20 protein-coding genes are annotated in these 22,069 nt (G+C 65.2%); 10 read left to right on the forward strand and 10 right to left on the reverse strand.

Features of this window, described 5'->3' with window-relative positions; genetic code table 11:
- The 3 genes from EPO50_RS12180 to EPO50_RS12190 form a co-directional block, all read right to left on the reverse strand.
- The coding region (locus EPO50_RS12180) for a DUF2490 domain-containing protein (RefSeq protein ID WP_296344331.1) at window positions 1-542 on the reverse strand (542 nt) is incomplete at its 3' end.
- On the reverse strand, window positions 526-1,491 hold the full coding sequence (locus tag EPO50_RS12185) for a formylglycine-generating enzyme family protein (RefSeq protein ID WP_296344332.1): 966 nt from the start codon (window positions 1,489-1,491) through the stop codon (window positions 526-528). The genes EPO50_RS12185 and EPO50_RS12180, both read right to left, overlap by 17 nt.
- 120 nt (window positions 1,492-1,611) lie before the next feature.
- On the reverse strand, window positions 1,612-3,192 hold the full coding sequence (locus EPO50_RS12190; protein WP_296344387.1) for an arylsulfatase: 1,581 nt from the start codon (window positions 3,190-3,192) through the stop codon (window positions 1,612-1,614).
- Between the two features lie 107 nt (window positions 3,193-3,299).
- Here EPO50_RS12190 and EPO50_RS12195 point away from each other — a divergent pair, with 107 nt between their 5' ends.
- The gene (locus tag EPO50_RS12195) at window positions 3,300-4,238 is read left to right on the forward strand and encodes a LysR family transcriptional regulator (protein WP_296344334.1); all 939 of its coding nucleotides are present in this window, start codon (window positions 3,300-3,302) and stop codon (window positions 4,236-4,238) included.
- A 1-nt stretch (window position 4,239) separates the two neighbouring features.
- On the opposite strand, the gene EPO50_RS12200 is transcribed toward EPO50_RS12195, so the two are convergent.
- A complete protein-coding gene (locus EPO50_RS12200) occupies window positions 4,240-5,244 on the reverse strand; it encodes an HAD family hydrolase (RefSeq protein WP_296344336.1) in 1,005 nt (334 codons plus the stop codon).
- A 66-nt stretch (window positions 5,245-5,310) separates the two neighbouring features.
- On the opposite strand from EPO50_RS12200, the gene EPO50_RS12205 reads away from it, so the two are divergent.
- Window positions 5,311-6,393 (forward strand): PLP-dependent cysteine synthase family protein, encoded by a 1,083-nt coding sequence (locus EPO50_RS12205; protein ID WP_296344337.1) that lies wholly within the window; start codon window positions 5,311-5,313, stop codon window positions 6,391-6,393.
- A 10-nt stretch (window positions 6,394-6,403) separates the two neighbouring features.
- On the opposite strand, the gene EPO50_RS12210 is transcribed toward EPO50_RS12205, so the two are convergent.
- Genes EPO50_RS12210 through EPO50_RS12220 form a run of 3 tightly spaced genes read right to left on the reverse strand, consistent with a single transcriptional unit; the run spans window position 6,404 to window position 10,277 of the window.
- Window positions 6,404-7,474, reverse strand: a complete 1,071-nt coding sequence (locus tag EPO50_RS12210; protein ID WP_296344339.1) for a DUF3500 domain-containing protein — start codon at window positions 7,472-7,474, stop codon at window positions 6,404-6,406.
- A 10-nt stretch (window positions 7,475-7,484) separates the two neighbouring features.
- Window positions 7,485-8,126, reverse strand: coding sequence for a thioredoxin family protein (locus tag EPO50_RS12215; protein WP_296344341.1), 642 nt, complete (start codon window positions 8,124-8,126; stop codon window positions 7,485-7,487).
- A 9-nt stretch (window positions 8,127-8,135) separates the two neighbouring features.
- Window positions 8,136-10,277: a protein-disulfide reductase DsbD gene (locus EPO50_RS12220; protein WP_296344342.1), complete on the reverse strand. Its 2,142-nt coding sequence runs from the start codon at window positions 10,275-10,277 to the stop codon at window positions 8,136-8,138.
- A 127-nt stretch (window positions 10,278-10,404) separates the two neighbouring features.
- On the opposite strand from EPO50_RS12220, the gene EPO50_RS12225 reads away from it, so the two are divergent.
- The 6 genes from EPO50_RS12225 (at window position 10,405) to sugE (ending at window position 17,378) form a co-directional block, all read left to right on the forward strand.
- Window positions 10,405-11,616: a Zn-dependent hydrolase gene (locus EPO50_RS12225; protein ID WP_367268039.1), complete on the forward strand. Its 1,212-nt coding sequence runs from the start codon at window positions 10,405-10,407 to the stop codon at window positions 11,614-11,616.
- A 37-nt stretch (window positions 11,617-11,653) separates the two neighbouring features.
- Complete coding sequence (locus EPO50_RS12230) at window positions 11,654-12,385, forward strand: FadR/GntR family transcriptional regulator (RefSeq protein ID WP_296344346.1); 732 nt, start codon at window positions 11,654-11,656, stop codon at window positions 12,383-12,385.
- On the forward strand, window positions 12,372-13,193 hold the full coding sequence (locus EPO50_RS12235; RefSeq protein ID WP_296344348.1) for an NAD(P)-dependent oxidoreductase: 822 nt from the start codon (window positions 12,372-12,374) through the stop codon (window positions 13,191-13,193). Before EPO50_RS12230 ends, EPO50_RS12235 begins: the two co-directional genes overlap by 14 nt.
- Before the next feature lie 78 nt (window positions 13,194-13,271).
- The gene (locus EPO50_RS12240) at window positions 13,272-15,896 is read left to right on the forward strand and encodes a hypothetical protein (RefSeq protein ID WP_296344350.1); all 2,625 of its coding nucleotides are present in this window, start codon (window positions 13,272-13,274) and stop codon (window positions 15,894-15,896) included.
- A gap of 55 nt (window positions 15,897-15,951) precedes the next feature.
- Complete coding sequence (locus EPO50_RS12245; RefSeq protein WP_296344351.1) at window positions 15,952-16,887, forward strand: N-carbamoyl-D-amino-acid hydrolase; 936 nt, start codon at window positions 15,952-15,954, stop codon at window positions 16,885-16,887.
- Window positions 16,888-17,057: 170 nt separating this feature from the next.
- Entirely contained in the window at window positions 17,058-17,378 is a 321-nt protein-coding gene (gene sugE, locus EPO50_RS12250) for a quaternary ammonium compound efflux SMR transporter SugE (protein ID WP_296344353.1), read from the forward strand.
- Here sugE and EPO50_RS12255 read toward each other — a convergent pair.
- Genes EPO50_RS12255 through EPO50_RS12265 form a run of 3 tightly spaced genes read right to left on the reverse strand, consistent with a single transcriptional unit; the run spans window position 17,375 to window position 19,441 of the window.
- Complete coding sequence (locus EPO50_RS12255) at window positions 17,375-17,842, reverse strand: ketosteroid isomerase (protein ID WP_296344355.1); 468 nt, start codon at window positions 17,840-17,842, stop codon at window positions 17,375-17,377. The two genes, sugE and EPO50_RS12255, sit on opposite strands and share 4 nt — an antisense overlap.
- Before the next feature lie 10 nt (window positions 17,843-17,852).
- The gene (locus EPO50_RS12260) at window positions 17,853-18,680 is read right to left on the reverse strand and encodes a S49 family peptidase (RefSeq protein WP_296344389.1); all 828 of its coding nucleotides are present in this window, start codon (window positions 18,678-18,680) and stop codon (window positions 17,853-17,855) included.
- 41 nt (window positions 18,681-18,721) lie between these two features.
- A complete protein-coding gene (locus tag EPO50_RS12265) occupies window positions 18,722-19,441 on the reverse strand; it encodes a methyltransferase (RefSeq protein WP_296344357.1) in 720 nt (239 codons plus the stop codon).
- A 72-nt stretch (window positions 19,442-19,513) separates the two neighbouring features.
- Between EPO50_RS12265 and EPO50_RS12270 the strand changes: the two genes are divergently transcribed.
- Window positions 19,514-20,533: a polyprenyl synthetase family protein gene (locus tag EPO50_RS12270; protein WP_296344358.1), complete on the forward strand. Its 1,020-nt coding sequence runs from the start codon at window positions 19,514-19,516 to the stop codon at window positions 20,531-20,533.
- Window positions 20,534-20,547: 14 nt separating this feature from the next.
- Window positions 20,548-22,032: a glycerol kinase GlpK gene (gene glpK / locus EPO50_RS12275; RefSeq protein WP_296344360.1), complete on the forward strand. Its 1,485-nt coding sequence runs from the start codon at window positions 20,548-20,550 to the stop codon at window positions 22,030-22,032.
- Window positions 22,033-22,069 lie beyond the last annotated feature (37 nt).

The following is a 22,069-nucleotide window of genomic DNA, read 5'->3' on the forward strand; positions in this document are numbered from 1 at the left end:
GTCGTCCCCAGTGTCAGGCGATAGCGGGCGAACTGGCCGTAGCGCGTGTCGAAGAACACCTCGGCCGAAGTGTAGGGCGTGAAGGTGTAGTTTCCGATCGTGACGTCGCGCTGGACCTGTAGTCGCTCGCGCAGGCGCACCGCGAAGCCACTGTCCAGCCAGCGGAAGTCCTCACGCGTGCGGGCGTCGACGATCACCTTCGAGGGAAGATAGAGGCGGAACGTCTGTTCCAGGAGCAGGCGGTTCTCGTTGTAGGCGCCGCCTTCGGTCGAGGCGCCATGCCGGTAGCCGATGCGGCCGAGGAAGTAGTTGGCGAACTGGTGTTCGAAGGTGAGCCCCTGTTCGGCCTGGTAGGTCGTGCTGCTGTCACGGTTGCGGCTGAGCGAGCCCATGAGGATCGCACGCGACTTGTGCTCGTTGAACCAGTAGTGGACCTGCGCCTCCGGCCAGACTTCGTTGGATTCCTCGGCATGCGCACTCGATCCGAATGCCGCTGCGGCAGCTAAGAGCAGGGAGGCGAATGCTCTAGCCGCCGGCCGCATGGCGCACGATGCAGCGGAAACCGACATGGCTGGTCGTGGTGTCGACAGCCTCGGCGTGGCGCGCCGCCGGACGGTAGCGCCGGCAGTAGCTCGGTGCGCAAAGATGCGAGCCACCCTTCAGCACCTTGCGCGGGATCTGGATCTGCGGTTGGCGCGGATCGTAGCTCGCCTCGGCCGGACCGCCGCGCGGGTTCTCCGGCACGCAACAGGCCTTGGCGGCATCGGCCGGATGCTTCGACGAATACCAGTCGGTGGTCCATTCCCAGACATTGCCGATCATGTCGTGGACGCCGTAACCATTTGCCGGGAAGGTGCGCACCGGCGAGGTGCGGGCCCAGCCGTCAACGCGCGTGTTCTCGTGCGGGAAGCTACCTTGCCAGGTATTGGCCATGTGCTGGCCGCCGGGCGTGAATTCGTCACCCCAGGCAAACTCCGCACTGTCGAACCCGCCGCGTGCCGCGAATTCCCATTCGGCTTCGGTCGGCAGCTCCTTGCCCGCCCACTTTGCGTAGGCTTCCGCGTCCTTGAAGGCGACCTGGACGACAGGGTGATCGTCCAGTCCACCGATGTGGCTGCCCTTGCCATAGGGTCGCCGCCAGGTCGCGCCGAAGGTAAAGCGCCACCACTGGCTCCAGTCGGCGAGATCGACGGGCTTGCTGGGCGGCGTGAAGACGAGCCCGCCGGCCTTCAGCATCTCGGGCCGGGCGCCGGGATAGTCTTTCGGGTCGGGGGCGATCTCCGCCCAGGTCACGTAGCCCGTCGCCTGGACGAAGGCGCGGAACTGGGCATTGGTGACCGGCGTCGGATCGATCCAGAAGCCGCCGACCGTCACGGTGTGCGCAGGCTTCTCCTCGGGATAGTGATGGTCCGAGCCCATGCGGAAGGTGCCGCCGGGAATGCGGATCATGTCGGAATGCAGGGCCGCACCGGCCGGGTGCACGTCTGCCATACCAAGTTCCATATCCTGCTTCCCGGCTCGTTGCCAACCCGTGCAGGCCGCAGACCTGCGGCTGTCGGGGCCACTCTATGGCACCGCGCCCGCGACAGCCGCTCTGAGTCTCGCGGCTGGCTAGTTCACGCCCTGCGGTGGGGACATGAGCTTGTCGAGAACGCCCTGCATGTTGAAGGAGCCCGGCTTCTGGCGCGGCGGGAACTCGACCAGCGTCTGGAGATAGCGGCTGACATACACCTGCGCCGGCACCAGCAGGAAGATACGGTCGATGCGCCAGCGGGCGTAGCCCATGCCGTCATGGTCGGCGCGTTCGAACGGATCGGCCTTGAGGTCGAACAGCTTGGGGACGCGCAATGTCACCATCGGATCCTGCCAGACGTCGAAGCCATGGCTGCGCTGCTCCATGAAAGCGAGCTTCCACTTGTCGTAACGCAAGCCGGCCAGCCCGCCGTCATCGGTCCAGTAGAAGAACTCCTTGCGGGCGCTGCCCGTGCCGTTCTTCAGCAGCTCGCGCTGGTCATAGCCATCGAGATGGACCTTGAAGGTCTTGGCCCCGAAGGTGGCGCCCTGCATGAGCTTGGCCTGCAGGTTAGTCTCGCCCGCGCTGGCCAGCAATGTCTGCATCCAGTCTTCGGCGGAAAACACCTCGTTGATCTCGGTGCCCGGCTTGACAAGGCCGGGCCAGCGCACCATCGCAGGCACGCGGTAGCCGCCCTCCCAGTTGGTGTTCTTCTCGCCGCGGAACGGCGTGGTACCGCCATCCGGCCAGCTCATGACCTCGGCACCGTTGTCGGTCGTGTAGATCACGATGGTGTTGTCGGTAATCCCGAGGTCGTCGAGCTTCTTCAGAAGCTGGCCGACGTGGCCGTCATGCTCGACCATGCCGTCAGCGTAGACCCCGAGACCGGTCTTGCCTTCGGACTCCTTCTTCAGGTGCGTCCAGATGTGCATGCGGCTCGAGTTCGACCAAACGAAGAACGGCTTCTTGTCGCGATTGGCTCGATCGATGAAGTCGAGCGACGCGGCGAGGAATTCCTCGTCCACCGTCTCCATGCGCTTCTTGGTAAGCGGCCCGGTATCTTCGCACTTCTGCTTGCCCCACTTGCCGAAGCGCGGATCCTCCCCCGGCGTTTCGGCAGGGGTGGCGACGCACTTCAGCACGCCTCGCGGTCCATACTTGGCTTTGAAGGTTGGATCCTTCGGATAGTCGATATTCTCCGGCTCTTCCTCGGCATTGAGGTGGTAGAGGTTGCCGAAGAACTCGTCGAAACCGTGCACCGTCGGGAGGAAGTCGTTACGGTCGCCGAGATGGTTCTTGCCGAACTGGCCGGTCACGTAGCCCATCGGTTTCAGGAGGTCGGCGATGGTCGGATCCTTTTCCGACAGTCCTTCCGGAGCGCCGGGTAGGCCGACCTTCAACAGGCCGGTGCGAATGGGCGACTGGCCGGTGATGAAGGCGGCGCGTCCTGCCGTGCAGGATTGCTGGCCATAATAGTCGGTGAAGATCGCGCCTTCGCGGGCGATGCGGTCGATATTGGGCGTCCGGTAGCCCATCATCCCACGGTTGTAGGCGCTGATATTCCAGAGACCAATGTCATCACCCATGATGACGAGAATGTTGGGTCTGGCCGGCGTCTGCGCGTTGGCCGGCGGGACGCCGCCCGATATGCCGACGAATAGCGCCGCTGCGGACAGCATGCGGCCGAATTTGCCCTTGGTCATCGGTTTGTCTCCAGATCGAAGTATGCGTGCAAATTCTTCCGAACATCGATGCAAGACAACGCCACAGACGATACGGTTCGCGAATGGAAATCGACCTCAAGTTGCTGCAATACGCCGTCGTCCTTGCCAAGCACCGGCATTTCGGGCGGGCAGCCGCGGCACTGCGCATCAGCCAGCCAACACTTAGCCGCAACATTGCAGCTCTCGAGAAGCAGTTGGGCCTGCGCGTCTTCGAAAGATCACGCCGCGATGTCGTGGCGACGCCGGCCGGCGACGATGTGCTCAGGATGGCCGACGAACTCGTGACCCGCGCGGAGGCGATCTCCAACCGCCTGCAGCTCGTGCGCGATGGCCGCGGCGGCCGGCTGCGCGTTGCCGCCGGGACGTACATCCATGACATCGCGGTCCTGCCGGCTGCCATCGACCTTATCAATGCGCATCCGTCCATTCGCCTCGAGCTTCTGGAACGGGAATGGGCCGCCGTGGCCGGCATGCTGATGACCGATCGGGTCGACTTTGCCGTGTTCGATATCACGTCGTTGCGCGGCATGCCGGCGCTGCGCGTCGAACCCCTCGGTTCGCTGCAAGGCGTCTATTTTTGCCGGGCAGGCCATCCTCTCTTGAGGAAGTCTCCGCTGCGGCCCGATGATGTTCGCAAGTTTCCCTTTGTCTTCACGAGCATGTCGCATCTTCAGGTCGGATTGATCGACGATATCGACCCTGGCTTCACGGTCGATCCCGTGACGGGCAATATCTTGCCGTCGATCGCAGTGTCTTCTGCCCGGGTCAGTCGCAAGATCGTTGCCGAGACGGACGCCATCGGTATCAGCCATATGAGCCAATTGGCCGAAGGCCTGTTCACCGGACGTTTTGCGATCCTCGACCTGCCGTGGCGGAAGACGCTCCCGATGGCCGAGATGGGCATTGCTTATAAACGCGAACGCACCCTGCCACCCTCGGCACGTACCTTCATTGGACTCATCCGCAAACAGATGCGGGCACAAGCACGCCCTGCGAAGTGACCTACTTCAGCTCGAAGGGATAGATCACTTTCCAGTCGTTCTTCATGTCGACAACCGTCCACTTACGGCGGACGGCTTCGTTCCAGGCCTTGTCGAGCCGGCCGACCGCTGACTGCCGATCGTAAGCATATTCGCGCACCGCGTCGGTATGGTGCACCAGGCCCATGAAGCGGGCGCCCGCACCGGCGGCCGTCCATTCCAGCATCTGCTGATCGCCGTCGGAATTGCCGAAAGCAAAGACCGGTCGGCGGCCGATATACTGGTTGATGCCCTCCGGCTTGCCTGGGCCGTCGTCGATGAACAGCACTTTCGGCTCCTTGAGGAGCACGGGACGGTCGTTGGCGCGCAGCTCGTAGCGGGTAACGCCCGAGGAACCCACGACCTGCTCCGGCGGAATGCCGTAGACCCGCTCGGTCCACGGTCGCATGAACTCGATGCCGCCGCCTGAGACGATGTAGGTCTTGAACTGGTTGGCCCGCAGCAAGGCCAGCAATTCGAGCATCGGCTGGAAGACGAGATCGGTATAGGGCCGCTTGAAGCGCGGATGGCGCGCCGTCGCGAGCCAGTCGAGCACGATCTGGCGGAACTCCTCGGTCGTCAGGCCGGTGTGCGTTGCCGCCACGATCTCGAGCAGGCCCTTCTCACCCAACGCCGCCAGCGCGTCGCGATCGTTGGCCAGCACCGACTTGAACGGTTCCTGCGTTCGCCATTGCGGATTGCGGCCAGCCAGCGCGCGCACGCGATCCATCGCGAACATCACCTGGAAGTACATCGGCTGCTCGGTCCACAGCGTGCCGTCATTGTCGAAAGTGGCGATGCGCTCGGGCACGGGAATCCAGTCACGCCCACCGATCGTCGTCGTGCGTGTCACGAAATCGAGGATCGACTGCCGCGCAGGTCCATCGTTCCACGAGGGCAGGGCATCACCCTGGGCTCGCGCTGAAGACGTAAGGGCAGGCAGGCTGAGGCTGGCAATGGTGCCGGCAAGGAAGGAGCGGCGTTTCATCGCCTGATCCTAGCCGAAAGGGCGCCGCATGGTAGGGTGGTCCTTCATCTCGCAATGGAGACAAGAATGGCCACGAGCACCAAGCTTCGCACGACCGAGGGGCGCGGTCGCCTGTTCGACAGCGTGTTGGACACGATCGGCGATACGCCCTGCATCCGGATCAACAATCTGGGTCCCAAGGGCGTCCGGATCTACGTCAAGGCCGAGGCCTACAACCCGGCCGCCTCGGTGAAGGACAGGCTGGCCGTCAACATCATCGAAGCGGCGGAGCGCAACGGTACGCTGAAGCCCGGCCAGACGGTGGTCGAGGCGACCAGCGGCAATACCGGCATCGGGCTGGCCATGGTCTGTGCCCAGAAGGGCTATCCGCTGGTCGTTACCATGGCGGAAAGCTTCTCGATCGAGCGTCGCAAGCTGATGCGCATGCTGGGCGCCAAGGTCGTCCTGACGCCGCGTGCCCAGAAGGGCTTCGGCATGTACCAGAAGGCCGTCGAACTCGCGAAGGCGAACGGCTGGTTTCTGGCCCAGCAGTTCGAGACGGCGGCCAATGCCGAGATCCACGAATCCACCACGGCGCGCGAGATCCTGGCCGACTTCAAGGGCGAGCGCTTGGACTACTTCGTGAGCGGCTACGGCACGGGCGGCACCGTGACCGGCGTGGCACGCGTGCTGCGCAAGGAGCGGCCGGAGACCAAGATCATCCTCGCCGAGCCGGCCAACGCGCAGCTCATCGGCAGCGGCAAGGCGCAGAAGCGCACCGCCGACGGCGCGCCCGCCGTCAGCCATCCCGCCTTCGAGCCACACCTGATCCAGGGCTGGACGCCGGACTTCATCCCGTTGGTGCTGCAGGAGGCGATCGACAAGAAGTACTACGACGAGCGGCTGCCGATTGCCGGCCCCGAGGGGGTGAAGTGGGCGAAGGCGCTGGCGCAGAAGGAAGGCATCTTCACCGGCATCTCTGGCGGTTCGACGTTCGCTGTCGCTCTTCAGATGGCCGAGAAGGCGCCGCAGGGCTCTGTCGTGCTCTGCGTGTTGCCCGATACTGGCGAGCGCTACCTCTCGACGCCGCTCTTCGAGGGCATCATCGACGGTATGGACGACGAGGAGACGAAGATTTCCAAGTCGACGCCAGGCTATCAGATGGACTGACGAACGAGGCTCAGCGATGCGGCTGGCGACGATAGTGGTCGGCCAGCGCATCGCGGCCGAAGTCGGCGGTGAGGTCGCGCCACACCGCATGGATATGGTTGGCGCCGTTCTGCGTATTGTCGTGTTCGATCACGGTGACCGGGCCGTGGACTCGAAAGTAATGCGCTTCGCCGGGCGTCAGTGAGCCCGCCCAGGCGAAGCGGAAGGCCGTAATTCCCTGTTCCAGGGCGCGGCGCTTCTGTGCCGCCACCAGATCGGGCGCCAGGGTGCCGAGGAAGCGATCCATCAACGCTTCGACGAGATTGCGTTGCGCGCCATCGAGCTCGGCCAGCGGCAGACCGCGCGGCTCGCCCAAGTCTCGTTCGCGCTGCGGGCTCGTCACGATCTCGCCGAAGGAACGATTGGCGATGAGGGCAGCCTGACGCTGCCGGTCGGTGAGACCTGCCATGATCTGGCGTGCCAAATCTTCCGATGTGGCCAAGAGGCGGAAACCGCGGTGGGGGCCATCACGCACCGTCGCGGGATGAGCGCCGACGAAGAACGGCGTCACCGAAATACGGCCGGCAACGGGCAGCGCCACGTTCAACGAGAGATGATGGCCCTCGAACCGCCAGCCCCAGGGAAAGCGGCCGGGCGTGCCAAAGATCGAAACATAGTAGCGGCCGGGATCGCGGAAGCTGCCCTGCTGCTCGCGCAGAACGCCTTCGAGCAGGCGGACGCCGTCGAGCAGTTCCAGCCCCCGTGGATTCAGGACCGACGCGAAGAGGACACGCGCCGCTTCGGCCTGATCGGCACGCATCTCGCCCAGGCTCAGCCCCGGACGGTTGCGCGGGATGTAGTGCCAATCCAGACGGTTGTCCGACTCGAAGGCGATCAGCACCTTCTGGCGCTGACCATCGTCGAGGCTCGTGAGAAACCGGGTCGCCGCGTCGGCAATGCGCTGCGCGGCGTCCACGGTCTGGGCGCTGGCTGTACCGAAGGGCAACAGGGTTGCCGCGGCCAGCACGGCCCGCCGTGTCGGCGAACCGTGATGATGATGGTGATGCTCCTCGTCGTGCGGATGCCAGCCGTCGTGCGGCATGGCAGGTCCGTCAGGTCGAGGTCTTGGGATACTTCAGCGTGCAGCCATAGGCGCGTGTCGAGGAATCGGCGACCGGCTTGCCGGTCAGCACCTCGTCCAAGCCGATGCGTACATACTGCTTGGCTTTGGGGATATCGGCGACATCCGACGACGGGATCGAGTCGATGCCGCCCTTGTAGACCAGCACGCCATTGGCATCGATGATGTACATGTGCGGCGTCACGGTGGCGCCATAGGCGCGGGCGACCTGGCTCTTGGGATCGAGCAGCACCGCCGCCGGAGCGGCATCGCGGCTCTTGGTGAGATCGTTGGCCTGCTGGGCGGTGACGTAACCCTGTTCGCCGGTCGCCGACGAAGCGACGGTCAACCAGACAACACCCTTGGCGGCGGCTTCGCGCTGCTGCGTCTGCATGTTCTTGGCGTTGTAGTGTTTGCGAACGTAAGGGCAGTCATGGTTCGTCGTCTCGAGGACGACGACCTTGCCCTTGAGGTCGGCGAGCGACCAGCTCTTGCCGTTGCTGTCGACCGCCGTGAAGGCCGGCGCTGGTTTGCCGACATCGGGGCCGGTTACCGCAAAGGCGGCAGCGGGGACGAGGGCGGCGGCAGCGGTGCCCAGCATCAACGAACGACGGGGAACGACAAGGTTCGACATCTTCGCCTCCTAACGTTTGGTTTGCTCGCTCGACGACAGTTCGGACAGGATCATGGCTTCGGTAAGGACTTGAGGCAGGATCTTCGGCTTTTCGGCGCCTGGCGCCCAGTAGAGGTAGAGCGGCACGCCGGCGCGTCCGAGTTCCTTGAGCACTGAAGTGATTTCGGGGTCGCGGTTAGTCCAGTCCCCCTTGAGCTTGACGACGCCTGCCTGCTCGAAGGCCTTGCGACTGGCCGCCGTTTCGAGCGCGACGCGCTCGTTCACCAAGCAAGTAATGCACCAAGCAGCCGTGAAATCGACGAAGACCGGCTTGCCGGCGGCCACGGCTTCGGCCATGCGCGCACGGGAGAAGCGTTCCCAGCCGTCGAAGTTGACGCCGCCAGTGGCGCTGCCCGAGGCCGACGCGGCCGTTGCCGGCCTGTCCTCGAGCTTCAGCGTCACGCCGAAGGCCAGCAGGACGGCCACGGCGGCCAGACCTCGACGCAGCCACGTACCCGCCGAAGCGGTAGAGCCGGCACCCAGCAGCCAGATCGCGAAGGCGATCAGGACCATGCCTCCCAAGGCGTAGAGCACGCCGTCGGCGCCGGTCTGCTGGGTCAGCACCCAGATCATCCAGACCGCCGACGCGTACATCGGGAAGGCCAGGAACTGGCGCAGCCGGTCCATCCACGGGCCGGGCCGCGGCATCAACCGCTGCAATGCCGGCGTCATCGACAGCGCGAGATAAGGTAGGGCAAGGCCGAGCCCCATCGCCAGCAGAACGGCCACTGTGGCGGGCGCGGGCTGCGCGAGAGCGAAGCCCAGGGCTGCCGCCATGAAGGGCGCGGTGCAGGGCGTCGCCACGATCACCGCCAGCACGCCGGTGAAGAAGGCGCCCGTCGTGCCGCCACGCGCGACCAGACCTTGGCCCACTCCGGCCAGACGATTGCCGACCTCGAACACGCCGGAGAGATTGAGACCGACGACGAAGAAGAGATAAGCGATCAGCAGCGAGAAGATCGGCGACTGGAACTGAAAGCCCCAGCTCACCTCGCCCGCAGCGGAGCGGATCGCGAGCACGATCGCGGCCATGGCGGCGAAAGAGACCAGCACACCAGCCGTATAGGCAAGCCCATCGCGGCGCATCTCGGCACGATCATGGCCGGCGAGCCGCGCGAAGGCGGCGGCCTTCATCGCGAGCACGGGGAAGACGCAGGGCATCAGGTTCAAGATCAAGCCGCCCAGCAGCGCGAAGAGCAGGGCCTGGACGAGCGACAGCTCTTCGCTGCCGGCTGCGCCGGCCAGCGAGGTCGTATTGGCGACGGCAGGATCGAGTTTGGCGGAAACGTCGAAGGCCTGCTTCACCGTGCCATCTGCCGTCTTCTCGGTCAGCACCAGGGTGCCAGCGAGCAGCGGCGGCAATGCCGTCTTGGCATCGCCGCGCTTCAGCGGAATGCGGATGCCGTTCGCGTCGACCGTGGCGTTCTGCCTGACCATGGTCGCGATCGGCCCCCACTCGGCGGGGAAGAAGTAGACGTTGCTGATCGTGTCGGGCTTCAGGCCCTTCGCATCGATGACCAGAGTCGGATCGCCGGACTGGGCGACGCCATAGCGTGCTGGCCACGGGCTTTCGGTCGGGATGTTGCGGCGTGCCTGCTCGAACAGGGTGCGCGTTGCCGGCGGAGCCGGAGTTGCGGCTGTGCCCGACGGCAGGGTCAGCTCGAACTTGCCCTCTTCGGGAATGCAGACGTCCTCGCAGACTAGCCAGTTGGCGGCGGCCTCAAGCTTCAGCGGACCCGAGAGATCGGCCGGTGGCGTGATGCGCACCAGCAGCATCGACTCGTCCTTGAAGCCGTAATTGATGATGCCGCCGATCTCGAACAGGATCGGTGTCGGCCAGACGATCGGATCGGCCTTGGCGCCCGGCGGCAAGGTCCAGGTGATTTCGGTCGGCAGGCCCGATTCGCCCGGGTTCTTCCAGTAGGTGTGCCACTTGGGGCGAATGGTCTGCCGCAGCCCCACCCAGAAGGGCTCGCCAGGCTTCACCGCCGAGACGTCGGCCAGCAACTCGGCCCGCACATTGTCCGTCTGCACGACAGATTGCGCGAAGGCCGGCAGGGCCGTGGCGATCACGACTAGAACACCGAGCAGGAAAGCGGGGAGACGCGACATGATGCTTGATTAAGTGCCGTCGGCCCATGGCACTGGCAAGGCAATCCCGATCAACGCGGCGTGATATTTTGCCCTCACAAAGGCTACGGTCTAAGGTCTTGGTTTCGCTGGGGAAATCATGTTGCGGATGAATGAACGGCGTCTGCTGGATGCGCTGGACGAACTGGCGGCAGTTGGCGCCATCGACGGCGGCGGCTCTGCCCGGCTGGCGCTCACGGACGACGATAAGCTCGGCCGCGACATGGTCGTGGGCTGGATGAAGGCGCTCGGCCTCGAGGTTCGGGTCGATGCGATCGGCAACGTGATCGGCTTGCGCGCTGGCCGCGAGAATTTGCCGCCGGTCATGACCGGCAGTCATATCGACACGGTCCGCACCGGCGGCCGTTACGACGGCAATTACGGGGTCCTCGCTGGCCTCGAAGTCGTCCGCGCCCTGAACGAGGCCAACGTAACGACACGCCGGCCGATCGCGGTGGCCTTCTTCACCAACGAAGAGGGCGCACGCTTCCAGCCTGATATGATGGGCAGCTTGGTCTATGCCGGTGGTATCGGCCTCAACGAAGCCTATGCCGCGGTCGACAAAGACGGCGCGTCGGTCGGCGATGAACTGCGCCGCATCGGCTACCTCGGCACGACGAAGCCGGGCGCCCTCAAGCCGCATGCCTTCGTCGAACTGCATATCGAGCAGGGCCCGATCCTCGACGAGGAGAAGGTGCAGATCGGCGTCGTGGAGAGCGTGCAAGGCATTTCGTGGACCGAGTACACGGTCACCGGTGTTTCCAACCATGCCGGCACGACGCCGATGCGGCTGCGGCGCGATGCGGGTTATCTCGCGGCATCGGTCAACGTCTTCGCCCGCAAGCTCGCCTGGGAGATGGGCGGAAATCAGGTGGCGACGGTGGGATCGCTGGCGCTGCGTCCCAACCTGATCAACGTCGTGCCCAATCGTGCGGTGTTCGCGGTCGATCTGCGCAACACCGACGAAGCGAAGCTGCAGGAAGCCGAGGCGAAGGTCGCCGCGCATATCGCCGAGGTCGCGCAGGCCGAGCGGGTCGAGGTCGAGGCCAAGGTGCTGGCGCGCTTCGAGCCGGTGATCTTCGATGCGAGCCTCGTCGACAGGGTCGAACATCATGCCAAGGCGCTGTCGCTCAGCACGCGCCGCATGCCCTCGGGCGCGGGCCACGACGCGCAGATGATGCAGCGAATCTGCCCTACGGCGATGATCTTCGTGCCCTCGGTCGCGGGCCTCAGCCACAACGTCAAGGAACATACCGAAGCCACCGACCTCGCGGCCGGCGCGCAGGTGCTCCTGAACCTGATGCTGGAACTCGCGGACTGAAATTGTCTGACAACTCGGCGGACGCTAGCATCCCCCGATGACTGACAGGCAGCAGCGGCCCCCCAACAATCTGGCCGAGCAGGTAATGGCGCGGCTGAGCGCAGACATCCGTGGCGGCCGGCTGGCACCCGGCGCCCGTCTGCCGACCGAACAGGCATTGACGACCGAGCTGGGCGTGAGCCGCACCGTGGTGCGCGAGGCGGTCGCAGCGCTGCGTGCCGACGGCCTCGTGGTCACACGCCGTGGCTCCGGCGCCTATGTTGCCGATCCCGCCGCCGGGCCGTTCCGCATCGCCGCTTCGGGTGCCGCCGCACTTGGCGACATCATTGCGGTGATGGAGCTGCGGCTCGCGGTCGAAGTCGAGGCCGCGGCTCTTGCGACCGAGCGCGCATCGCGCCAGCAGATCGCTGCCATTCGTACGGCCTGGCGGTCGATCGACACGGCGCTGAAACGTGGCGAAGGCGCCGTCGCCGAGGATTTCGCCTTCCACCGCGCCATCGCGGAGGCGACCGGCAACGACCAGTTTCCGCGCTTCCTCGCCTATCTCGGCAGCCATGTGATCCCGCGCCAGAGCGTGCGGCTCAGCGTCGACACGCCGGCCGAGCGGCGGATCTATCTGGAGCGCATCCAGCACGAACATGCGCGTATCGTCTCGACGATCTCGGATGGCGATCCTGTCGAGGCCCGACGCGCCATGCGTGAACATCTCACGCGCTCACTGGAGCGTTATCGGACCCTTGCTGGAGGAAAGAAGAATGGCCGACGCTAGGAAAATTCTGTTCACCGGCGCGGCCGGTGGCATCGGCACCATGATCCGGCCATTGCTGGCCAAGCTCTATCCGGGGCTGGTGCTGAGTGACAGGGTCGAACCCAAGGACCTGCTGCCGACGGAAACCTTCGTCGCCGCCGACCTCACCAAGCCGGATGAAGTCGCGGCAGCGGTGAAAGGCGTCGATAGCGTCATTCATCTCGGCGGCTTCTCGGTCGAAGGCCCGTGGGACACGATCCTGCAGTCCAACATCATCGGCTGCTACAACATGTTCGAGGCCGCGCGCGCGGCCGGGGTGAAGCGGTTGATCTTCGCCTCGTCCAATCACGCGATCGGCTTCTATCCACGCAAGCGGCGAATCGGCCCGAACGTCACGGTGCGGCCCGACAGCCGCTATGGCGTCAGCAAGGCCTTCGGCGAGGCGCTGGGCGCGCTCTATTCCGACAAGCACGGCATGGCGGTGACCTGTCTCAGGATCGGCAATGTCGGTCCCAGGCCGCTCGACGTGCGCCGGCTTTCGATCTGGATTTCGCCCGAGGACATCGTGCAGCTCATCCGCATTGGGCTGGAGCATCCCGACATCCGGTTCGAGATCCTCTACGGCGCCTCCGACAATGCCACGAGCTGGTGGGACAATTCCCGCGCCACCGAACTCGGCTACCGCCCGACCGGCAAGTCGGAGGATCACCGCGCACACGCCGAAGCGGAGCAGGCCAAGATCGGCCCCGATCCTGTGGGTGATCTCTTCCAGGGTGGCACTTTCTGTTCCGCCGAATTCACCAACGACGTGAAACGCGCCGGACCTTGACGAGTCCAGACAGGCGCCATGAAATGAACGCCAGTCCAACTCTCGATTGATCGGCCGCGGCCGGAGCGGGGGAGTGAGATGCCTGGCGCTCAACTCTGGCTCAAGGTGGTTGGCGTAGCGGCCTCGGGGTGGTGGGCGATACGCGTGATCGGCGTGACGCTCTACGCCTGTCGCGCTGCAGTCCTGGCCCTCGTGGTCGGTGGTGCGTTGCTGGTGTTCACCGACCAGGCCAGAGATATGGTGCTGGCCAGCGTCGATCCCGGCAGCTCGTTCGGAACCAAACTGGGCCTTCTGGCCGTCGTCCTGTTGTGGGCCATCACAGGTTGGTATTGGTCCCGCCTCATCCTGAGCACCGACTTCGCGGTCTACCTGCGGCCCGGCCCGGAAGAGCCGGAATGGCGGCAGACCTGGCATGCCTGGGTTTGCGAATGGACGCCGCGCCTGATCGGCTTTGCCAGCATTGGCTGCGTCGCGCTCGCCTTCGAGGCCGGGCATGCCGCCTATCGCGATGCCCATGCGATCGAGGAGGCCGCCGTCTACGAACGCTATGCGTGGGCCATCGGCCTGGTGGCCGTCATCTTCCTGCTCGTGGTGTGGATGCGCCGTGGCCTGAACAGCAGGATCAGGCAACGCGTGGGTCCCGACACGAAATTGGCACGGATCGCCTCCGGTCTGTCGCTTGGGTTGGGCTGGTTCGTGCTCGCGGCCTCGTTGCTGCTGTCACCTGTCTTCTTCTGGCTGTTCGCGACCGATCCGGTCGGCACTGCTCACCGTTTCGGCAACAGCGTCAACGTCGTGCTGTTCGGGCTCGCGCTCATCACGCCCGCCTTCAGCTTTGTCGTTCTGCTCGCGGCCTACACGAAGCTGCCCTTGTTCGCGGCTGTTCTGCTTCTCTTCGCCTTCATGCCGGTGATCGCCGGCGATCACCATGATGTCCGGCTGTGCAGCGGCGCGAAATGCGCCGTCTTCGAAGCGCCGGGTCGGTCTGCAGATGAGGCGGGTACCCGCTCGAGGTTCGCTCTCAAGGAAGTGTTCCTGAAATGGTGGGATGCGAATACCGAGCCCGACATGGTGGCGCCACTCCATGAGCTAGCCGCGGGCAATGGCCAGCCGCGCGATCCCGAAGACGTGCGCGTGCCACCCCTGATCATGGTCGCCACGGCCGGTGGCGCCAGCCGGGCAGGGTTCTGGACATCGCTCGTGCTCGGTGAACTGGCGGCGCGGGAACAGCATTTCGCCGAACGGCTGTTCCTGATCAGCGGCGTCTCCGGCGGCTCGCTGGGCGCCACGGTGTTCCGGTCGCTCGTCGAGGAAGACAGGCGCGCCGTCGGAGGCCGCGGCTCGCCGTTCCTCCTCGACGCTCCACGACAATCGACGAACTTTCTCGAAAGCGACTTTCTCAGCCCGGCACTCGGTGTCGGCATGTACGTCGACCTGCCGATGAGCGCTGTGTCGTTTCTCGGCCGGCCGCTCGATCGAGCGACCGCGCTGGAGATGGCCTGGGAGCAGGCCTGGCGCGACTCGGCGGAACCAGGAAAACCCCGCAAGTTCGACTGGAGCGACGGGTTCACCAAGACGTTCCGCGCTGGCGATCGCACATGGCCGATCCTGGCGTTGAACGGTACCTCCGTAGTCAAGGGCAAGCGGATCATCACGTCGAATGCGGAGTTCCAAGTCTCCGATGCCGCCGGCAATCTCGACGTCGCGCGTACCGTCTCGCAGCCGGACACCCGCTACGAGACCTTCCGCTTCCTCAACGAGGACATCCCGATCAGCACGGCCGTGACGATGAGCGCGCGCTTTCCCGGCATCTCGCCAACCGGCGGTATGCGGCGTAGGGAGAACGGGCAGGAAACGCTGGTGGCGCGCGTGACCGATGGCGGGTTGTTCGAAAACTTCGGCGCCGCCACGGCCGACGAGATCGTTCGCTATCTCGGATCGCGCATCGCAGAGTCACAGTCGACGGAAGCGGGTTTCGTGAAGAAGCCGGTTCTGCCCTTTGTCATCGTGATCAGCAGCGATCCGTCTCTCGATCCGATTCTGGCCTCGGAGTCGATCGTGCGAACGAGCCGTAAAACGGTCAGTCCGGACTGCGACCAGGGCGCTGCTGTGGTTCCTTCCGCCGGCAATCGTCGCGACGAATGTCCGACACCCAGGCTCGAGAGCTCGTCCGTCGTCACTGATCCGCTGCGCGCGCTCTACAGCGGCCGCGTCGCCCGCGGCGAATCCGCCGTGGCGACGTTGTTCGATCGCACCCGCGACCTGTTTCACACCACCTACGACAATCTCCACCCGAGACTCCACGAGAGCGAGCTCAGGGCGCAGGTCGGCGAGCGCTACCAGGTGCCGTTCTTCCATTTCCGTCAGTGCCGTATCGAGAACCGCAAGGGACCGACGATGAGCTGGCATGATTCAGGCAGGTCATGGGATGTGATGCGGATCATGACCGGCCTGCACGGTGATCGCGATCCCAAGCGCGTTCGTTCCCCCGAAGAGCCGGTCAATACCGTGAGGACGGAGGCCATCGACAAGGATCAATGCTCGAACGCCTCGGAGTTCTTCAGGCTGTGCCTGTATCTGACGAAGGCGGTTGGCGTTCTCGATTCGGCGACGCAAAGCCGGACACGGCCCAAGAGCAATGCCGAAGCGGAAACGGCCGCCCGTCTCGATTGCGAGAAGAGGTGGCCCACGCCGCGTCCTTAGTCCTAGAGTGCGGGTCATTCGCGGCAATGGTCGCCGCACGCAGGTGATGGTGGCGATGACGCGTTTTTTGACAGTCGGGGCCGCGCAGATGGGCCCAATCCAGCGCAGCCACACACGCCGCGACGTGGTCGAACGGCTGATTGCCCATTTGCGCGAGGCCAAACGCATGGGCTGTGAGCTCGTGGTCTTTCCCGAGCTCACCTTGACGACTTTCTTTCCACGCTGGTGGATGACCGACCAGGCCGAGATCGATTCCTTCTTCGAACAGGAAATGCCATCGAACGAGACGGCGCCGCTTTTCACCGAAGCGAAGCGCCTCGCGATGGGCTTCTGCCTGGGATATGCCGAACTTGCGAATGAGGACGGCAAGGTGCGCCGCTTCAACACCTCGATCCTGGTCGAACGTGACGGCCGCATTGTCGGCAAGTATCGCAAGATCCATCTGCCGGGCCATGCCGAGCATGAACCCGAACGACCCTTCCAGCATCTGGAGAAGCGCTACTTTGAGGTCGGCAATCTCGGCTTCCCGGTCGTGAAGGCGTTCGGCGGCAACATGGGCATGTGCATCTGCAACGACCGTCGCTGGCCGGAGACCTATCGCGTGATGGGTCTGCAGAACGTGGAGATGGTGCTGCTGGGCTACAACACGCCCCTGCACAATGCGCCGTCACCGGACCATGACGAGCATTCCTGGTTTCACAATCAGCTCTCCATGCAGGCCGGGGCCTATCAGAACGGGACCTGGGTCGTCGGTGTCGCCAAGGGTGGCGCCGAGGAAGGCGTGCCTTCACTGGCCGACAGCATGATCGTGGCGCCGTCGGGCAAGGTGGTGGCGCGGGCCGCTGGAGATGGCGACGAGCTGGTGGTGCATCGCTGCGACCTGGATGCCGGCAAGAGCTACAAGACGACCACCTTCAACTTCGCCGTCCATCGCCAGCCCGATCAGTACCGCCTGATCGTCGATCGCAAAGGTGCAGTGGATCCTGCCTAGGCGACATTTGTGCAATCGATTGCATGGGCCGGCGTAGCAAAGGTTACCTGGATGTAACGCCTTGCTTTTGCTCAATTTATTGATTACCTGAGTGCGCGCCCGGCGGGGACGACCCCGCCATCACTGGGCAAGTGTCGGGACGGCTCGGCTTCTTGCAAAGGGTGCATCCCATGGCTTGGTTAATTCTATTCGTTGCCGGTCTCTTTGAGATCGGCTGGGCAATCGGGCTGAAATACACCGATGGCTTTTCGCGTCTCGTGCCGACGGTCCTGACCGGCACGGCGATGCTCATTAGCATTGTCCTGCTCGGCATTGCGCTCAAGACCCTGCCGGTCGGCACGGGTTATGCGGTCTGGACCGGCATCGGCGCAGTCGGCACGGCGATCCTCGGCATTTTTCTGCTGGGTGAATCGACCGACATCGCGCGGTTGGCGTCGATCGGCCTGATCGTCGCCGGCATCATCGGCCTGAAGCTGTCGAGCGCCGTCTAGACGACGGCGCTGCGGGCAAACTTGCCGTAGCTCTGATCAGGCGTGCCGCGGAACAGCGACATGTGCGTGTGGGTGGCCACGAACGGGTCGCCCACCGCCTTGCGACCGAGCACGACTGTGGTGCGGCCGGGGCGATCGAACTTGTCGCCATTGGGATGAAAGCCGTCTGATTGCCACACGCCCATGCCGACGGCGGTCAGCCGGTCGGCCGAGACGATCGCCTCGATCTTGTCGAGGTCGTAGCGGAACTCGCGGATCGTGCCCCACACGTTGCGCCACTGCTTCTGCTCGGCGAGATCGCGGCCGATCATGAAATCGGTGAAGGTGCCGAAGGCGATCATGTCGTCGGCAAAGATCGGGCGTGCGCTTTCGTAGTCGACGGCGCGGCAATGTTTCGACAGCGTGTCGAACCAGGCGCGCACGGCGGCGAGATCGTCGGGTTGGACGGGCGAACGAAGATTCATGTCGGGTCTCCTAAAGTCCGAATCTTTGCCAGTGCCAGCGCTCCTCGACCGCGGCGAGGGCCGAGGGGCCGATGTCGTCGAGGCCGGCGCGCAAGCCGAAGCGCGATAGCAGCCGGCGGCGCGGGCCGATCACCGGCAGCCGCACCTTGTCGCCATAGCGCGCCTGCAAGGTCGCGCGCAGTTCGCCCATGCCGTCGGCCAGGCCGAGCTCGAGGCCGCGTTTGCCGGTCCAGAACTCACCCGAGAACAGGACGGTCTCGTCACCACGCAGCAGCTTGCCGCGGCGCTCGCGCACCCAGCCTTTGAAGCCGTCGTGGATCTCGGCCTGCAGGCGCTTCAGCCGGTCGACATCCTCGTCCTGTTCGGGTCGGAACGGATCGAGCATCGACTTGCGCTCGCCGGATGTATGCAGGCGCCGCTCGACGCCGATGCGGGCGAGCAAGTCCTGGAAGCCGAAGCCGGCGCTGATCACGCCGATGGACCCCACGATCGAACTGGGGTCGACGATGATCTCGTCGGCGGCACAGGCGAGCCAATAGCCGCCCGATGCGGCGACGTCTTCGACGAAGGCGACCACCGGCAAGCCCTTCTCAGCCGCATGCAGGCGGATGCGCTGGGCGATCAGCGACGACTGGACCGGTGAGCCGCCGGGTGAGTTTAACGCGATCGCGACGGCCTTGGCGCCGCGCGTGTCGAAAGCGCGCTTGAGCAGCGGTGCCACCGAGTCGATCGACAGGCTGCGGCCACCCAGCATGCTCCCCGACGCGATTACGCCGGAAAGGCGAACGACGGGCACGACTGGCCCGCAGCGAAAACGATCCCTGATCCAGTTCAGCATGGGCGGCACTGTCGCGGCCGTCGTTCTGGAAGGCAAGCGCCCTAGAGAATAAGCGGCTGCGCGTGGCGCAGCACAGCCTCGGCCTCGTCCGTATAGCCGCCGGCCGCACGATGCAGGACGAGCGGCGGCGCCTCGGTCCGCTGCAGGCGGCTGGCGCGCCGGGCGCGGACCAGCACGCGGGCCGCCGGCGGCAGGCGCTTCACGGTGATCTCGCCCCAGCCCAGCCCAGCGAGATGGCCGACGATCTCTTCGAGACGGTCGCTGCGGTGGATTGTGAGCAGAGTCCCTGCGGGTTTGAGCGCGCCGGTCGCCACGTCGAGCCAGCGCGCGAGGTCGGCGCTCGATTCGACAGTCGCCAACGCCTTGCTCGGATTGGGCGAGGGATCGGCAACGGCCGCTGCCAGATAAGGCGGGTTGGTCGCGACATGATCGAAAGGACCGAGATGGCCCGGCAACGGGTCGGCCAGGTCGTGCACCAGTGTTTGCACGCGCTCGTCAACTTCATTCAGTCGGGCATTGCGCACGCCAAGAGCGGCCAGTGTGGGCTGCAGCTCGATGCCGACAATCGTGCAGCCGGGCACACGGGCTGCCAGGCAGAGCCCTACCGCGGCCACGCCGGCGCCGAGGTCGAGGATGCGTTCAGCAGGCCGGGCCTCGACCGCGGCAGCCAACAGGACCGCGTCGACAGCGATCCGGTAGCCGCGAGCCGGTTGCAACAGGCGCACCCGGCCGCCCAGAAGGGCGTTTTCGGTCGGCTCCATTTCCATGCTAGGGATCATCTCACGACATCGTGTCGCAACAGTCAGGCTTCACCGGAGAGTTAATCTCTCATTATGGCAACCGTCGTCTCTCTCGAAGGCAAACGCAAGGCGCCAAGCCTCGAACCGCTGCTGGCGCTGTGCGCCGATGACATGATCCAGGTGGATCGCGAGATCCTGGCGCGCATGCGTTCACCGGTCGCGCTGATCCCTGAGCTTGCCAATCATCTGGTCGGTGCCGGTGGCAAGCGCATGCGTCCGCTGCTCACGGTGGCTGCCGCCAGGCTTTGCGGTTACGCCGAAAGCAGTGATCGCCATATCAAGCTCGCGACCTGTGTCGAGTTCATCCATTCGGCGACGCTGTTGCACGACGATGTCGTCGACGTCAGTGCGCTCAGGCGCGGCAAGCCGTCGGCCAACACCGTATGGGGCGACAAGGCCTCGGTGCTGGTGGGCGATTTCCTCTTCACGCGCGCCTTCGAGCTGATGGTCGATGTCGGCTCGATCGACATATTGGGTGTGCTGTCGCGTGCCTCCTCTACCATCGCCGAGGGTGAGGTGTTGCAGCTCGTCAGCCAGCGCGACACCAGCACGCCCGAGTCGACGTATCTCGAAGTGATCAAGGCCAAGACCGCCAAGCTCTTCGCGGCCTCGGCCGAGGTTGGGGCCATGGTGGCCGGCCGCAACGGGCCGGAGCGGGTGGCGCTCGAGAGCTTTGGCATGAACCTCGGCATCGCCTTTCAGCTGGTCGACGACGCGCTCGACTATTCGGGGCGCGAGGCCAAGCTCGGCAAAACGGTCGGCGACGACTTCCGTGAAGGCAAGATCACCCTGCCGGTGATCCTGGCTTTTTTGCGCGGTGGCTCCGTCGATCGCCAATTCTGGAAGCGCACCATCGAGAAGCTCGACCAGCGTGACGGCGACCTCGAACAGGCCCAGACGCTGATCGAGCGTCATGGCGCACTGTCCGACACGTTGGAGCGGGCGCGCCACTACGGCGCCATGGCGCGCGACGGGCTCGGCCTCTTTCCCGCCTCGCCGCTCAAGGCCGCTCTGCTCGAAGCGGTCGACTTCGCCATCGATCGCGCCCACTGACGCCGGCGCGCGCGATGGCCGGTCGTCATATCCTCGCCATCGACCAGGGCACGACCAGCACTCGCGCCATCGTCTTCGATTCCTCGGGGCATCCGGTTGCGTCAGCACAGAAGGAATTGCCGCAGATCTTCCCGCGGCCCGGCTGGGTGGAGCACGATCCGGAAGAGATCTGGTCGGCGACGGTCGAGGTCTGCCGCGGTGCGCTCGCCAATGCGAAGGTCGAAGCGTCGGCTCTGGCCGGCATCGGCATCACCAATCAGCGCGAGACCACGGTCGTGTGGGATCGCGCCACCGGCAAGCCGGTGCACAATGCCATCGTCTGGCAGGACCGCCGCACCGCCGATCGCTGCCAGGCGCTGAAGCAGGCGGGGCATGAGAAGATCTTCTCCGATCGTACCGGCCTGCTGCTCGACCCGTATTTCTCCGGCACCAAGATCGAGTGGATCCTGGATCACGTCGCCGGTGCCCGGGCTGCGGCTGAGAAGGGCGCACTCGCGGCGGGCACCATCGAATGCTTCCTGCTGTGGCGCCTGACCGGCGGCAAGGTGCATGCGAGCGACGCCACCAACGCCAGCCGCTCGCTGCTGCTGGATATTCGCAAGGGTGCCTGGGACCCGGAACTGATGCAGCTTCTGCGCGTGCCGGCGTCGCTGTTGCCTCGGGTAGTCGATTGTTCGGGTGAACTCGGCGTTGCGACAGCCGACATCCTCGGCGCGCCGGTGCCGATCCTGGGCATGGCAGGCGATCAGCAGGCGGCCACCGTGGGCCAGGCTTGCATCAAGCCCGGCATGGTCAAGGCGACTTACGGCACGGGCTGCTTTGCGCTGCTGAACACCGGCAGTCTCGCCATGCATTCGCGGTCGCGGCTGCTCACCACCATCGCCTATCAGCTCGACGGGCGTCGGACCTATGCGCTGGAGGGCAGCATCTTCATCGCCGGCGCCGCCGTGCAATGGCTGCGCGATGGGCTGCGCCTCATCAGCAAGTCGGCGGATGTCGAGGCGCTGGCGCGCGGCGCCAAGGATGCCCATGGCGTCTACATGGTGCCGGCCTTCGTAGGTCTCGGGGCGCCTTATTGGGATGCCGAAGCCCGCGGCGCGATCCTGGGGCTGACGCGCGATTCCGGCCCTGGCGAGATCGCCGCTGCCACGCTCGATTCGGTCTGCTACCAGACCCGCGACCTCGTGGAGGCGATGCGCAGCGACGGGGCGCAGATCGATGACCTGCGGGTCGATGGCGGCATGGTCGTTAACGATCCGTTGATGCAGCGGCTGGCCGACACGGTCGGCGCGCCGGTGGAGCGACCGCAGGTGACGGAGACCACCGCCCTGGGCGCGGCCTTCCTGGCGGGGCTGGCGGCGGGCCTCTGGCCGTCGCTCGAGGCCTTGTCCAAGACCTGGGTGCTCGACCGGGCCTTCAAGCCCACCGAGGATACGATTTCGCGCGATCGCCGCTATGCCGGCTGGAAGGATGCTGTGCGCCGGGTGCGCAGTTCCTGATTGCTGCTCCGGGGCATGGCCATTAGGTTGCCCCGCG

The sequence above is a fragment of the Reyranella sp. genome, assembly GCF_004297405.1.
Classification (GTDB): Bacteria; Pseudomonadota; Alphaproteobacteria; order Reyranellales; family Reyranellaceae; genus Reyranella.

Bases quoted from the DNA above. Each gene is read 5' to 3' on its own strand.
- EPO50_RS12185 (WP_296344332.1), bottom strand. From the start codon at position 1,491: ATGGCAGACGTGCACCCGGCCGGTGCGGCCCTGCATTCCGACATGATC.
- EPO50_RS12190 (WP_296344387.1), bottom strand. From the start codon at position 3,192: ATGCTGTCCGCAGCGGCGCTATTCGTCGGCATATCGGGCGGCGTCCCG.
- EPO50_RS12195 (WP_296344334.1), top strand. From the start codon at position 3,300: ATGGAAATCGACCTCAAGTTGCTGCAATACGCCGTCGTCCTTGCCAAG.
- EPO50_RS12200 (WP_296344336.1), bottom strand. From the start codon at position 5,244: ATGAAACGCCGCTCCTTCCTTGCCGGCACCATTGCCAGCCTCAGCCTG.
- EPO50_RS12205 (WP_296344337.1), top strand. From the start codon at position 5,311: ATGGCCACGAGCACCAAGCTTCGCACGACCGAGGGGCGCGGTCGCCTG.
- EPO50_RS12210 (WP_296344339.1), bottom strand. From the start codon at position 7,474: ATGCCGCACGACGGCTGGCATCCGCACGACGAGGAGCATCACCATCAT.
- EPO50_RS12215 (WP_296344341.1), bottom strand. From the start codon at position 8,126: ATGTCGAACCTTGTCGTTCCCCGTCGTTCGTTGATGCTGGGCACCGCT.
- EPO50_RS12220 (WP_296344342.1), bottom strand. From the start codon at position 10,277: ATGTCGCGTCTCCCCGCTTTCCTGCTCGGTGTTCTAGTCGTGATCGCC.
- EPO50_RS12225 (WP_367268039.1), top strand. From the start codon at position 10,405: ATGAATGAACGGCGTCTGCTGGATGCGCTGGACGAACTGGCGGCAGTT.
- EPO50_RS12230 (WP_296344346.1), top strand. From the start codon at position 11,654: ATGACTGACAGGCAGCAGCGGCCCCCCAACAATCTGGCCGAGCAGGTA.
- EPO50_RS12235 (WP_296344348.1), top strand. From the start codon at position 12,372: ATGGCCGACGCTAGGAAAATTCTGTTCACCGGCGCGGCCGGTGGCATC.
- EPO50_RS12240 (WP_296344350.1), top strand. From the start codon at position 13,272: ATGCCTGGCGCTCAACTCTGGCTCAAGGTGGTTGGCGTAGCGGCCTCG.
- EPO50_RS12245 (WP_296344351.1), top strand. From the start codon at position 15,952: ATGACGCGTTTTTTGACAGTCGGGGCCGCGCAGATGGGCCCAATCCAG.
- sugE (WP_296344353.1), top strand. From the start codon at position 17,058: ATGGCTTGGTTAATTCTATTCGTTGCCGGTCTCTTTGAGATCGGCTGG.
- EPO50_RS12255 (WP_296344355.1), bottom strand. From the start codon at position 17,842: ATGAATCTTCGTTCGCCCGTCCAACCCGACGATCTCGCCGCCGTGCGC.
- EPO50_RS12260 (WP_296344389.1), bottom strand. From the start codon at position 18,680: ATGCTGAACTGGATCAGGGATCGTTTTCGCTGCGGGCCAGTCGTGCCC.
- EPO50_RS12265 (WP_296344357.1), bottom strand. From the start codon at position 19,441: ATGGAGCCGACCGAAAACGCCCTTCTGGGCGGCCGGGTGCGCCTGTTG.
- EPO50_RS12270 (WP_296344358.1), top strand. From the start codon at position 19,514: ATGGCAACCGTCGTCTCTCTCGAAGGCAAACGCAAGGCGCCAAGCCTC.
- glpK (WP_296344360.1), top strand. From the start codon at position 20,548: ATGGCCGGTCGTCATATCCTCGCCATCGACCAGGGCACGACCAGCACT.